This is a genomic window from Novacetimonas cocois, from assembly GCF_003311635.1.
Classification (GTDB): domain Bacteria; phylum Pseudomonadota; class Alphaproteobacteria; order Acetobacterales; family Acetobacteraceae; genus Novacetimonas; species Novacetimonas cocois.
In genome coordinates this window covers 218,245-231,451 of the sequence record NZ_QEXL01000001.1, presented here as the reverse complement: position 1 = coordinate 231,451, position 13,207 = coordinate 218,245, and the positions used below count along the sequence as shown (strand labels likewise).

The window sequence follows — 13,207 nt, the reverse complement described above, 5'->3', positions numbered from 1 at the left end:
GGGCGTGAACCCTAGTGCGAACCCGGCGCCGTGAAAACAGCACAAATGCAGCATGAGGCATGTTTGACCGCCGCCATCACCGGACACCGCCGGCCCCGCGTCCCGTCACGCCAGCGGGCCGGGATATCCGGCGGCGGCGCGCACGTCATGCGGGCTCATCCCCTGTTCACGCATGGCGGCGATGGTCATCGCGCGGTCGCGCTTGGCCAGCCTGCGGCCCGATGCGTCGCATAACAGCGGGTGATGCGCGTATTGCGGTTCCGCCCATCCCATCAGGTGCTGCAACAGGCGATGCAGGGAAGTCGCGGGACGCAGGTCCTCCCCCCGCGTGACCAGCGTGATCCCCTGTAACGCGTCGTCATGCGTCACGCACAGGTGATAGGACGCCAGCACGTCCTTGCGCGCCAGCACCACGTCGCCGAACAGTTCCGGGCGGCATTGCTGCCGTCCCTGTCCCCTTTCATGCCATGTCAGGTCGCGCGCGCCCGGCACGGACAGGGCACGCTCCATATCAAGCCGCAGGGCATGGGGCGTTCCCGCCGCCAGCAGCGCGTCACGCTGCCGCGCCGGCAGGCCGCGGCACGTACCCGGATAGATCACGCTTCCATCCGGCGCGTGATGCGGCGCATGGGCGGAGGCCGCAATTTCATCAGCGATGTCGCGACGGGTGCAGAAACAGGGATAGACCAGCCCCCGTTCGCCAAGCTGCGCCAGCACCCGCGCATATTCCCCCAGATGCCGCGACTGCCACCGGACCGGCGCGGGCCAGCGCAGGCCGAGCCAGTGGAGGTCGGACATCAGTTCGTGCGCGAATGCCGCGCGGCACCGTCCGGGATCGATATCCTCGATCCGCAGCAGGAAGCGGCCTCCCGACTCGTTTGCCGGGCGCCATCCCGACAGGGCCGAGGCCACATGCCCCAGATGCAGCCCGCCGGTGGGGCTGGGGGCGAAACGGGTTATGTCAGGCATTTTTCACGCGATAACAGACAGGTAGCAAAAGAACACATCACGCCCCCCGACTGGCGGGACATGGCGGGCCAACATTCGCCGCCGCCATCCCTTGCCACATCCGGACAGGTCTGTAATAGATTTACGGGAGTTACTTCATGACGGCGCACATGATCGGCGTTCGGTTCAAAGTAAAGGACGCCTGAAGACTTGTGTGGCGGCATCACATCAAGGATGCGCCCGTGCTTTCTGACAGTCAACATTTCCCGGCCCTCGTCCTGAATGCCGATTTCCGACCCCTGTCCTATTTCCCGCTTTCGCTGTGGTCCTGGCAGGATGCCATCAAGGCCGTCTGGCTGGATCGCGTTTCGGTCCTGAGCGAATATGACGAAATCGTACATTCCCCGTCACACGAGGTCCGCCTGCCCAGTGTCATCGCGCTGAAGGACTATATCCCCACCGCGCGACGGCCGGCATTCACGCGTTTCAATGTATTCCTGCGCGACAATTTTTCCTGTCAGTACTGCAATACGCGCCTGCCGACGCAGGACCTGACGTTCGATCATGTCATCCCCCGGTCCAAGGGCGGACGCACCACGTGGCAGAACGTGGTCACGGCCTGCAGCCCGTGCAACCTGATGAAGGGATCCTACATGCCGCACGAACTGCGTATGTATCCCTCCCGCACGCCGCAGCAGCCCAGCAGCTGGCAGCTGCAGGAAAATGGGCGTTCCTTCCCGCCCAATTACCTGCATGAAAGCTGGCGCGACTACCTCTACTGGGACAGCGAACTGGAAAACTGATCCCCCGGCACATGCCCCGTCGGGGTGGTCGGGGATCAGCGGGTGTAACTATATCCGTATTCGTCCGCCATCTTTTGCAGATCCGGCGCGTTGTGCAGGTTGAGCGGGATGGGCTGGGGGTTCTTTGACCCGATCGCAAAGTTATGATCGGTCATGCGCTGGCAAGTATTCGCCGCAAGTGGAAAGCTGAGGTGCATCTGCGTGCCGAGTTCCTTGCGCAGGCAGCGGACATCGCTTTCATACGGCATGCGCCCGATTTCGGCGGAACATCCACCCAGCGTCATCACGCCGCACGTCAGCAGCATCAGTGGACCCGTCACTTTTCGCAGTGTCTTGCGCTTCATCTCGCCCCCGGAGGTTAACGCCAAAGTGTGGCATGAAAGCGCATCCGGCGATAGGGCCGGCCCCAGCCAGACCCAGCCCAGCCCTTCGTTTTTCGCATGGGTTGGACCATAAACCCCGCGCAGGCCGCATTCCGGACCGGAGTGGCTGCGGTATCGCCTGAGCGCATAGGTGATATAACCGTGAACCGGGTGACATTATGAACGTATATTGTCACCCTGCGTGTTCTTATCCGGTTTCTTTCATAATTGGGTGCGATTTATAAAAGCGTCAAATATCAACGAGGGAAGTCTATAAATTCTTCCCCATATTGCGTATGTCGACGTCCGCACATGCCCTGCCCCCACCCATGCCCGAGGTGAAATAATGAGATTACTGGCCGTTCATCCAAGTTCGCTGATGTACACCAAGGTGTTTTTGCGACTGGAACCTCTGGGCCTGGAACTTGTCGCAGGCGCGGCCCGCGACAAGGGGCACGAGGTCGAACTCATTGACCTGCAGGTGGAAAAGCACGCGGATTACTGGGAACGCATCGACCGCTTCCGTCCCCACGCCATCTGCTTCTCCGGCAACTATCTGGCGAACGTTCCGGAAATCATTGACCTGTGCAAGGAAACGCGCAAGCGCCTGCCCAATGTTTTCCTGTTCATCGGCGGGCATTCGATCTCGTTCATCGCCCGCGACGTGCTCGCGCTGTCGGACGGGGCGATCAACTGCGTGCTGAAGGGCGAAGGCGACGCCACCGTGGGCCTTCTGCTGGATGCATGGGAAAAGGGCGAGGACCTGCTGGGCGTGCCGGGCGTCGTGACGATGGAAGGCGACGGGCCGCCCCCCATCTTCGTCGAAAACCTGGATGGCGTCCGCCCCGCGCGCGACCTTCTGCACCATCGCCGCAAGTATTTCATCGGAACCCTTGACCCCGCGGCCTCCATCGAATTCGCGCGTGGCTGCCCGTGGGACTGCACGTTCTGCAGCGCATGGACGTTCTATGGCCGCTCCTACCGCACCGCCAGCCCGGAGGTGATCGGCCAGGAACTGCAGGAAATCAAGGAACCGGGCATCTTCATCGTCGATGACGTGGCCTTCGTCCATGCCGAACACGGCATGGCCATCGCGGCCGAAGTCCGCCGCCGTGGCATTAAGAAGGAATATTACCTTGAAACGCGCGCCGACGTGCTGCTGCGCAACAAGGACGTCTTTCGCGAATGGAAGGAAATCGGCCTCAGCTACATCTTCATCGGGCTTGAGGCCGTGGATGCCGAAGGGCTGAAGCGCTTCCGCAAGCGCGTGTCGATGGACCGCAATTTCGAGGCGCTGGACTATGCCCGTTCGCTCGACCTGATCGTCGCGATCAACCTGATCGCCGATCCGTCATGGGATCGCGAACGTTTCGAGGTCATCCGCCAGTGGTGCCTGGAAATCCCGGACATCGTCAACCTGTCGGTCACCACGCCGTATCCGGGCACCGAAATCTGGGAAAGCGAGTCGCGCAAGCTGACGACCCGCGACTACCGCCTGTTCGACATCCAGCACGCGGTCATGCCGACCACCCTCCCCCTGCGCGAGTTCTATGAAGAACTGGTGAAGACGCAGCAGGTGCTGAACAACAAGCATCTGGGCTGGGCCGCGATCAAGGATACGCTGGGCATCGCGCTGCGCCTTGCGCTGCGGGGACAGACCAACTTCCTGACCATGATCTGGAAGTTCAATTCGGTCTTCAATCCCGACCTCCAGATGGCCGACCATGCGCGCAAGCCGGTTTATGAAATGCCGCTGAAGCCCGAAGGCACCGACCAGAAGATCGACCGCAAGACGCTGTATGTCCATGGCCCGGCCGGACGCAAGTCGCGCAAGCTGGATGACGCCACGGAAAAGTTCGTTGACGAAACCCGCATGAGCACTGTGGACTGACGCCACGACGGGCCATGACGGCGGCGTGACAGGAAAGGCGGACGGGTTGCATCGGATCGCGCCCGTTCCAACATCTGTGTCACGCGCCGGTCAACAGCCAGTTTCCGCTGGGCGTGACAGTGCAGGAACAAAGCCATGGCCACGGCACCGGAAACGGCCGTTACTTTCCCGATAGAGGGCATGAGCTGCGCCGCATGCGCCAGCCGGCTTGAAAAAGTCATCCGGCGCGTGCCCGGTGCTACGCCCAGCGTCAATTTCGCCACATCACAGGCCACTGTCAGCTTTGCACAGACGCCGCCCGCGCTTGCGCCGGTGTTCGAGGCGGTGCGCAAGGCGGGATTCGATGTCCCGACCCGCACCCTTTCCCTGCGGCTGACAGGCATGAGCTGCGCCGCGTGCGCCAGCCGTATCGAAAAGCTTCTCAACCGGTTGCCCGGCGTCACCGCGCGCGTCAATTTCGCGACCGAACAGGCGGACGTCGCCTATGTCCCCGGCCTTACGGATCTGCCCGCCATGATCGCGCAGGTGCGCAAGGGTGGGTTCGATGCCGCCCCGCTGGAGGATCCCGCCACGGCGGCCGACGGTGCCGATGCGCAGGACAGGGCCCATGCCGCGGCGCTGCGCCAGCAGAAATGGCGGTTCGCCCTTTCCGCCGTGCTGACCCTTCCCCTGCTGCTGGGCATGATCGACATGGTGTCCGGCAGGATGGATTTCATGCTGCCGCTGCCTGTGCAATGCCTGCTGGCAACGCTGGTGCAGTTCGGGTGCGGATGGCCGTTCTATCGGCAGGCGTGGAAAGCCCTGCGCGGTGGCGGGGCCAACATGGACGTTCTGGTCGTACTGGGCACCACGGTGGCATGGCTGTCGAGCACGGTCGTCTGGCTGTTCTCGCTTCGCGGGCATGTCTATTTCGAATCCGGCGCGGTCGTCATTACGCTGGTGCTTCTGGGACGCCTGCTCGAAGCGCGGGCGCGCGACCGTACGCGCGCGGGCATCGCGGGCCTGCTGCGCCTGCAGCCGCGCATCGCGCATGTCGAACGTGATGGACAGACCATCGACATGCCGGTGGCCTCCCTGCGGGTGGGCGACATCGTCAGCGTCCGGCCGGGTGAAAGCATACCCGTCGACGGCGTCGTCATCGCGGGACAGTCCGATGTGGACCAGTCCGCCATGACAGGCGAAAGCGTCCCCGTCGCACGCACGGTCAATGACAGGGTCATTGGCGCGACGATCAACCAGAACGGCGTCCTGCGCGTCCGGGCCGAACAGGTCGGCGCCAACAGCACCCTGTCGCAGATCGTGCGCATGGTCCAGCGCGCGCAGGGATCGCATGATCCGGTGCAGCAGCTGGTGGACAGGATTTCCGCCGTTTTCGTACCGGGCGTGCTGGCGATCGCGTTGCTGACATTCCTTGTCGGATGGATGGCATACGGCCATGCCGGCACGGCGCTGACGGGCACGATTGCCGTTCTGGTGGTGGCCTGTCCCTGCTCGCTGGGGCTGGCGGTGCCAACGGCCATCATGGTGGCGACGGGGCGCGGCGCCCACGCGGGACTGCTGTTTCGCGATGCGGACACGCTGGAACACGCCCATACCATCAACCTGCTGGTCATGGACAAGACAGGCACCCTGACGCAGGGAAAACCGGAAGTCTGCGAAATTGTGCCGTTGCCGGGGCATGACAGGGAAAGCCTGCTGGCCACGGCTTATGCGCTGGAGCAGGATTCGGGTCACCCGCTGGCGCGTGCCATCGTCTCGCGCGCCCGGCAGATGAATATCGCGCCCGTCGCGGTGCGGGACGTGACCGCCCTGCCGGGTCGCGGGGTCAGGGGCATGACCCCACAGGGAACGCGCCTTATGCTGGGTGCGCCGCATTTCCTGAGCGAAAGCGGATATGCGGGACAGCCCGATACCGTCACCAGGCTGGAGCAGCAGGGCAGGACCGTCATCGGCGTGGCCGACGAACACGGCGTCATCGGCTATATCGCCCTGAGCGACAGTCTCAGGCCGGAGGCCGCCGCATGCGTCCGTGCCCTGCGTCAGGACGGCATCGCGACCCTGATGCTGACGGGCGACAACCCACAGGCGGCGGCGGAAATCGCCCGCGAGCTGGACATGGACCGCTTCATCGCGGGCGTCCTGCCGCAGGACAAGGCGGCGGAGATTGAAAAGCTGCGGGCACAGGGCCATGTCGTGGGAATGGTGGGCGACGGGATCAACGATGCCCCGGCCTTGGCGATGGCGGATATCGGATTCGCCATGGGTCATGGTTCGGATATCGCGGTCCAGTCCGCCGGCGTCATCCTGATGCGCGACAGCCTCAGCGGGATTCTCGATGCGATTTCCCTTTCACGCGCGACGTTGCGCAAGGTCAGGCAGAACCTGTTCTTCGCCTTCATCTATAATATAATAGGCATCCCGCTTGCGGCTTTCGGCATGCTGGACCCGGCCATCGCCGGGGCTGCCATGGCCATGAGTTCCGTATCGGTGGTCACCAGTTCGCTGCTTCTGAACCGATGGCACACCACGACATCGCCCACGAGGACGTAAGGAAAGAATTCCAGATGGAAAAATTCACACTCAAGATAGCGGACATGACCTGTGACGGGTGCGCGGCCAAGGTCCGTCGTTCGCTGGAAAGCGTGGAAGGCGTCTGCGACGTTGATGTCTCCCTCGACAAGGGAGAGGCCTATGTCACGTGCGACGACACGTTCGCAAATCCCGACGCGCTGGCCAGCGCCGTGGACGCGGCGGGATTTGACGTCGTTCAGGAATACTGAAGGCCGCCCCCGGCCACCGATGGTCTGAAGACGGATCGCAACAGCCTTCTTCAGACATTCATCGCGATCACGCGTTCATGTGATTAGCAGGCGTCCTGCATGGACGCCGCCTTGCGGATGGCGCGGGCCATGGCCTCCACCCCGTTGCCACGGTTGGTGGACAGCGCCTGCACCAGCCCGAGTTCACGCAGGAAAGCCGGGTCGGTCCCAAGGATTTCCGCCCTGCTGCGCCCGGAATAGACCCGCAGCAGCAACGCCACCAGCCCCGAGACGATGGCGGCATCCGACGCCCCGGCGAAAAACAGGGCATCGCCCTCCTGCTTTGCCTCCAGCCAGACCTGGCTCTGGCAGCCGGGAACGCGATGGGCGTCGTTGGTCCATTCCTTGGGGAATGGCGGCAGCTTGCGGCCAAGTTCGATGATGTACTGGTAACGGTCCATCCAGTCATCAAACAGCGAGAGTTCATCGGCAATCGTCGCGATCGCGTCCGCCGCTGTATCGTCTTCGGGCTTTACGAATGGATCCGTCATCTTCTTTCCCAAGGGGGCAACACCATCGCCGCCCCGTCCCTGCACGTCCGGTTTCACGCCCCCGTCCCGCGCGACGGGCGGGGACGATCACCGGTCTGGTTAGCATGAAATTACAGGATAAAGCGGCTCAGATCACCCTTGCGCGCCAGTGGTGCGACTTTTTCCTGCACATCGGCGGCCGTAATCTCCACCGTCTGCCCGCTGCGGTCGGTCGCGGTAAAGGAAACCTCCTCCAGCAGGCGTTCGATCACGGTCGCCAGCCTGCGCGCGCCGATATTCTCCACCCGTTCGTTGATGTCGGCGGCCAGTTCGGCCAGCGCCTCCACCGCGTCGTCGGTAAAGCGCAGATCCACCTTTTCCGTGCCCAGCAGGGCCGTGTACTGCGTCAGCAGGGAGTGCTCCGGCTCCGTCAGGATGCGGCGCAGGTCCTGACGCGTCAGCGACGACAGCTCCACGCGGATCGGCAGGCGTCCCTGCAACTCCGGCAACAGGTCCGAAGGCTTGGCGATGTGGAACGCGCCCGATGCAATGAACAGGATATGATCCGTGCGCACGGGACCGTACTTGGTCGAAACCGTCGTCCCCTCGATCAGGGGCAGCAGGTCGCGCTGCACCCCCTCGCGCGAGACATCGCCGCCGCGCGTCCCGCCTTCGGCCGCGCGGGCGCACACCTTGTCGATTTCATCAAGGAAGACGATGCCATGATCCTGCGCATGGGCCACCGCCTCATGCGTCAGGGCCTCGGTATCGAGCATCTTGTCCGCTTCCTCGCGCGTCAGGGCGGCGCGGGCCTCCGCCACCGTCATGCGACGGCGCTGGGGCATGCGGTTCATGAAGCCCTTCATCATGTCGGAGAAGTTGATGACCGTGCCCGGCGTCATGTTCGGCATGTCCGCCTGACCGGACGGGGACGGTCCCTCGGTCACCGAAATCTCGACCTCCTTGGCCTCAAGCTCCCCGTTGCGCAGCATGCGGCGGAACTTGTTGCGGGTATCGGCCGAAGCGCCCTCGCCCACCAGCGCGTCAAGCAGACTGTTTTCCGCCGCCATTTCGGCCTTGGCCTGCACGTCCTTGCGCCGCAGGTCACGCAGCATATTGATCGATACCTCGACAAGGTCACGCACGATGCTTTCAACATCACGCCCGACATAGCCGACCTCAGTGAACTTCGTCGCCTCGACCTTCAGGAAAGGCGCCTGCGCCAGACGCGCCAGGCGACGGGCGATTTCGGTCTTGCCGCAGCCGGTCGGACCGATCATCAGGATGTTCTTGGGCACGACCTCCTCACGCAGGCCCTCGGGCAGTTGCGCGCGACGCCAGCGGTTGCGCAGCGCGATGGCCACCGCGCGCTTGGCATCCGTCTGCCCGATGATGAAACGATCGAGTTCCGAGACGATTTCCCGGGGGGAATGATTGGGGATTTCCATCATGCCTCTACCTTGTCCGTATCGCCGCCCAGCGTTTCCACAATGACGGAATGATTCGTATAGACGCAGATATCGCCCGCGATCTTCATGGAACGCTGCGCGATTTCCCGCGCGCCCAGCCCCTCGATCCCCAGCAGCGCGCGCGCGGCCGACAGGGCGTAATTCCCGCCCGAACCGATGGCGATGATGCCGTCTTCGGGTTCCAGCACGTCGCCATTGCCCGTCAGGGTATAGGAATGGTGCGCGTCGGCAACGGCCATCATGGCCTCAAGCCGCCGCAGGTAACGGTCGGTGCGCCAGTCTTTCGCCAGTTCGACACATGCGCGCTCCAGCTGGTTGGGATAGCGTTCCAGCTTGCCCTCCAACCGTTCGAGCAACGTGAAGGCATCGGCGGTCGCCCCGGCAAAGCCGGCAAGGATGTCGCCAGACGGGCCGATGCGGCGTACCTTGCGCGCATTGCCCTTGATGACGGTCGCGCCCAGCGTCACCTGGCCGTCGCCTGCCATCGCCACCTGGTTGTCACGCCGCACGCACAGGATGGTTGTGCCGTGCCAGCCAATCGGATCGTGGGGATTTACATGATGATCTTGCATATCATGAAGAAATAGGAGCTTTCCCCCATAGCACAAGAGGCATTGGCGCGACCGTGCCTCCTTATGCGGTGGTGGCACCGCCACGCATGATCCGTCCGATATGTTCGGCCAGCCCCGCGCGCGTAAAGGGCTTGTGCATGACATTGCCCCCTTTCGGCAGCGCGCCGAGGTTGGCGTACCCCGTAAGATACAGCACACGGAGGTCCGGCTGGATCGCCTGAAGCCTGTGCGCCGTTTCCTGCCCGCCCATTTCGGGCATCATCACGTCCATGATCACAAGGTCCAGCGGTCCCAGCCCCGCCTCCAGCGCCGCGACGGCAGCCCTGCCGCCGGGATAGTCATGCACCTCGTGCCCGCGCGCGCGCAGGAAACCCGCCGTCACCGCGCGGACCCCCGGTTCGTCGTCAACCACCATGATGCGCAGGGGCCGGTCGGGCATGGTCGCAACACCCGGCTCCTCAGTCGTTTCGACGCGCGCCGTCCCGTCCTGCACCGGCAGGCACAGATCGACACGCGTCCCCTCGCCCGGCGTGCTGTGGACCTGCACCTCCCCCCCGACATGGCGGACAAAGCCATAGATCATCGACAGGCCAAGGCCGGTGCCGCGCCCGACATCCTTGGTGGTGAAAAATGGCTCGAACACGCGTGCCAGCGTTTCCTCCGACATGCCCACACCCTGATCCTGCACCGAGACCATGACATAGCTTCCGGGCACGAGATTGGTGCCCGCCACCACCTCGCGCACGCGCTTGAGGGCGGAGGATACGCGAATGACGCCGCCGTTGGGCATCGCATCCACCGCGTTGATGCACAGGTTGAGCACCGCCAGTTCCAGCTGCCCCGCATCGGTGCAGACCGGCGGCAGCATCCCGTCTGATGCCGCCGTATCGACCACGATGGAACATGGCGTCGCCAGCGCCTTGTCCTGCCGCGACACCACCGTCTGGGCCAGCAGGTCCTTCATGCCATGCAGCAGCGCGTTCACGTCGATCGGCTCGAGACTCAAGTCACGCGGGCGACTGAAATTGAGCAGCCGCCGCGTCAGCGATGCGCCGCGACGCGCCGCCGCCGTGGCATTGTCAAGCAGGCGCAGCACCGCGCCCTCCTCCGGCGGCAGCATCTCACGGGCCAGTTCCAGCGACCCCAGCACCGCGGTCAGGAGGTTGTTGAAGTCATGGGCGATGCCCCCCGCCATGGTGCCAAGGGCCTGCATCTTTTCCGCCTGACGCAGGCGGCCTTCCATTTCCTGCTGGCGGGTGATGTCGCGGTTGATGACCACGGAATAGACATCGCTGCTGTCGGAATCATCCAGCACGACGCGCGTGAACTCCCGCCAGCGGCCATGATTGCGCCCGACCTGCGCCGGAAGCTCGACCGCAGCCTCGTCACGCCCCTCGGCGCGCATGCGCTCCTCCGCCATGCGCAGGGCGGGCAGCAGCACCGGATCACACAGGTCCTCCTCGCGCTGGCCAAGGCAGTCGGCGATGTCGCGGCCATAGAAATCGGCGGCCTGACGGTTGATCCGCACGAAGCGCCCCTGCGAATCCTTGAACCCCAGCCCGGCGCGCAGGTTGTTGAGCAGCCCGTGCAGCAGCTGGCGTTCCGTGCGCAGCTCACGCTCCAGCCGGTGATAGTCCGCCGCCTGGACGATCATCGCGCGCAGGGCATCGGGATCCCACGGCTTGTGGGAATAGAACGAAATGCGCCCCTGGTTCAGGGCGGCGGCCACCGCCCCGATATCGGCATATCCTGTCAGCAGGATCGCCTGCGCGTCGCTGATTTCGCGGGCGCGGGCCAGCATGACATCGCCGCCCATTTCCGGCATCCGCTGGTCCGACACGATGACATCGACATCATTGCGCCGCGCCAGTATCTCCAGCGCCTCCACCGGGGAGACCGTGGAGACGACGGTAAAGGCGTCCTCCAGCAGGTCGGTCAGGGCGACAAGGATTTCGGGTTCGTCATCCACCAGCAGGACGACGGGACGCGCGGCCTGCTGTGTCATACCCTGTTCTTTCCCATCATGGCTGCCTTCCCTGCCCGTCTTCGGAATCCTGCGCGTGCCACGGCACTGAAATCGTGAACTGCGCCCCGCCTTCGGGACGGTTGGCGACCATCAGCGTTCCATGATGGGCCTGCACCACGCCATAGGCGATCGCAAGCCCCAGTCCCGTGCCCGCCCCCACCGGCTTGGTGGTGAAAAATGGCTCGAAGATGCGTTCCTGCACCTCTGGCGCGACGCCCGGACCGGTATCCGAAATCGTGAAAACGTAATCGACCGCACCCCTTTCGGCGTCATGCCGCAGCTCGGTGCGAATATCGATCCGGCCCTGCGCCGGAGTATCCGTCAAAGGGTTATCACGTCCCGCCGCCTCCAGGATTGCATCGGCGGCATTGCTGATAATATTCATGATGACCTGATTGAGCAGCGCCGCCTGACAGTAAAGCCGTTCCGGCGCGGCATAGTCACGATGCACGACGATGCCGTTGCCCAGTTTCTGCGTCAGCAGCGCCAGCACCGTCTCCAGCGCCTCCGGCACGTCGATGACCTGGAACAGCCCTTCGTCCAGTCGCGAAAATTTGCGCAGGTTCAGGACAAGGTTCTGGATGCGCCGCAGCCCGAGGTTCATCGACGCCACGCGGTCGCGACACTTGCGCAGGATCGCGGCACGCCCTTCGCGTTCCGCATCGGTGGACGCGTTTTCCATCCCCATCACGCGGTCCAGCCCGCGCGCGACCGTATCCTTGTGCGCCAGGATGAAGGCCAGCGGATTGTTGATTTCATGCGCGATCCCGGCCACCAGTTCACCCAGCGACGCCATCTTGGCGGTCTGGACCAGTTTGCCCTGCGTCTCGATCAGCTTGCGGTTGGCATCCGCCAGTTCGCGGTTGGCCTGTTCCAGTGCCTCCGCCAGGGAGGCCTTGGACGCGATTGCGGCGGCTTCGGCCCGCGCGCTCTTGATGGCAATTTCGCGGTTCTGCCGCTCCACCTCTATGCGCCGTACGTCGTCCTGCAGCAGCTTGCGCCGCACCAGCACCCGGATGCGCAGCGCCAGCACGGATGGCGCGACATCGTCGGGGACAAGATCGTCCACGCCCGTTTCGAACACCCGGGCGGAAAATTCACGCTCGTCCGGGCAGGGCGGGCTGATGGCCAGGATACGCAATGGCACGCCGCCACGCATCAGCACCTCCTGACGCAGTTCATCAAGCCTGCGGCAGAACTCCACCCCATCGAATTTCCCCGGCATCAGGTCAACCACGACGCAATCGGGCGCGCGTTCGGGGTCCAGCAGGGTCCTGCGGTCAAAATGCGCCGGGTCGTCACAGATGGTCACGATGTGCCCGTCGCGCTGCAACAGGTCGATCAGGGCCGGCACCTCTGCCCCGATGGTGGCCGTGGCGTCATGGCGCTGCGTGACGACAAGGATGCGCGCGCGGCGGAACACGCGGCCGGGCCGGGCCTGCACGTTGCCTGCATATTCACGCAGCAACGCGCGGATGCGAAAGACGATCAGCGCGGAATCGGAGGATTTCGGCACATAGGCGTCGGCGCCGCTTTCCAGTCCTTCGCGCTCCAGCCCCGGCTCGATCCCTTCCGTCAGGATCAGGACAGGTATGGTGCGCGTTACGGCGTTCATGCGCAGCTGCCGCGCCAGTTGTCCCCCGTTCATGCCCGGCAGGTGGTAATCCGCGATCACGAGGTCGGGGATGCGGGTATCGAGCGTATCAAGCGCTGCCTCGCCACTCGCGACGCGTTCGACGGTAAAACCGTGCCCCTGCAGCATGCGGCGGATGCGCAGGGCCTGCGTATCGGAATCTTCCACCAGCAGGACGGTGGCGGCGCGGTCATCATCGGGCTGTATGGTCATG

Annotated in this window: 11 protein-coding genes; 4 read left to right on the top strand and 7 right to left on the bottom strand. The window is 64.1% G+C overall.

Annotated features, from left to right (window positions below; translation table 11 throughout):
- Positions 1–105: 105 nt before the first annotated feature.
- Complete coding sequence (gene gluQRS / locus NJLHNGOC_RS01055) at positions 106–969, bottom strand: tRNA glutamyl-Q(34) synthetase GluQRS (protein ID WP_113594697.1); 864 nt, start codon at positions 967–969, stop codon at positions 106–108.
- A 221-nt stretch (positions 970–1,190) separates the two neighbouring features.
- Here gluQRS and NJLHNGOC_RS01050 point away from each other — a divergent pair, with 221 nt between their 5' ends.
- The gene (locus tag NJLHNGOC_RS01050; RefSeq protein ID WP_113594805.1) at positions 1,191–1,751 is read left to right on the top strand and encodes an HNH endonuclease; all 561 of its coding nucleotides are present in this window, start codon (positions 1,191–1,193) and stop codon (positions 1,749–1,751) included.
- Between the two features lie 35 nt (positions 1,752–1,786).
- On the opposite strand, the gene NJLHNGOC_RS01045 is transcribed toward NJLHNGOC_RS01050, so the two are convergent.
- A complete protein-coding gene (locus NJLHNGOC_RS01045) occupies positions 1,787–2,095 on the bottom strand; it encodes a hypothetical protein (protein ID WP_110525951.1) in 309 nt (102 codons plus the stop codon).
- A 364-nt stretch (positions 2,096–2,459) separates the two neighbouring features.
- On the opposite strand from NJLHNGOC_RS01045, the gene hpnR reads away from it, so the two are divergent.
- The 3 genes from hpnR (at position 2,460) to NJLHNGOC_RS01030 (ending at position 6,784) form a co-directional block, all read left to right on the top strand.
- Entirely contained in the window at positions 2,460–4,004 is a 1,545-nt protein-coding gene (gene hpnR / locus NJLHNGOC_RS01040; RefSeq protein ID WP_113594696.1) for a hopanoid C-3 methylase HpnR, read from the top strand.
- A 135-nt stretch (positions 4,005–4,139) separates the two neighbouring features.
- Positions 4,140–6,554 carry a heavy metal translocating P-type ATPase gene (locus NJLHNGOC_RS01035; RefSeq protein WP_113594695.1) on the top strand — a complete coding sequence of 805 codons (2,415 nt, stop codon included), beginning with the start codon at positions 4,140–4,142 and terminating at the stop codon, positions 6,552–6,554.
- A 14-nt stretch (positions 6,555–6,568) separates the two neighbouring features.
- Complete coding sequence (locus NJLHNGOC_RS01030; protein WP_113594694.1) at positions 6,569–6,784, top strand: heavy-metal-associated domain-containing protein; 216 nt, start codon at positions 6,569–6,571, stop codon at positions 6,782–6,784.
- Positions 6,785–6,867: 83 nt separating this feature from the next.
- Here NJLHNGOC_RS01030 and NJLHNGOC_RS01025 read toward each other — a convergent pair whose 3' ends face one another.
- The 5 genes from NJLHNGOC_RS01025 to NJLHNGOC_RS01005 all read right to left on the bottom strand — a co-directional run bounded on the left by NJLHNGOC_RS01025 (position 6,868) and on the right by NJLHNGOC_RS01005 (position 13,206).
- Entirely contained in the window at positions 6,868–7,314 is a 447-nt protein-coding gene (locus tag NJLHNGOC_RS01025) for a SufE family protein (RefSeq protein WP_113594804.1), read from the bottom strand.
- Positions 7,315–7,424: 110 nt separating this feature from the next.
- Entirely contained in the window at positions 7,425–8,741 is a 1,317-nt protein-coding gene (gene hslU, locus NJLHNGOC_RS01020; RefSeq protein WP_110526581.1) for an ATP-dependent protease ATPase subunit HslU, read from the bottom strand.
- Positions 8,741–9,334 (bottom strand): ATP-dependent protease subunit HslV, encoded by a 594-nt coding sequence (hslV, locus tag NJLHNGOC_RS01015; protein ID WP_113594693.1) that lies wholly within the window; start codon positions 9,332–9,334, stop codon positions 8,741–8,743. Before hslV ends, hslU begins: the two co-directional genes overlap by 1 nt.
- A 61-nt stretch (positions 9,335–9,395) precedes the next feature.
- Positions 9,396–11,339, bottom strand: coding sequence for a response regulator (locus NJLHNGOC_RS01010; RefSeq protein WP_113594692.1), 1,944 nt, complete (start codon positions 11,337–11,339; stop codon positions 9,396–9,398).
- A gap of 16 nt (positions 11,340–11,355) precedes the next feature.
- Complete coding sequence (locus NJLHNGOC_RS01005) at positions 11,356–13,206, bottom strand: response regulator (RefSeq protein ID WP_113594691.1); 1,851 nt, start codon at positions 13,204–13,206, stop codon at positions 11,356–11,358.
- Between the last annotated feature and the right edge of the window lies 1 nt (position 13,207).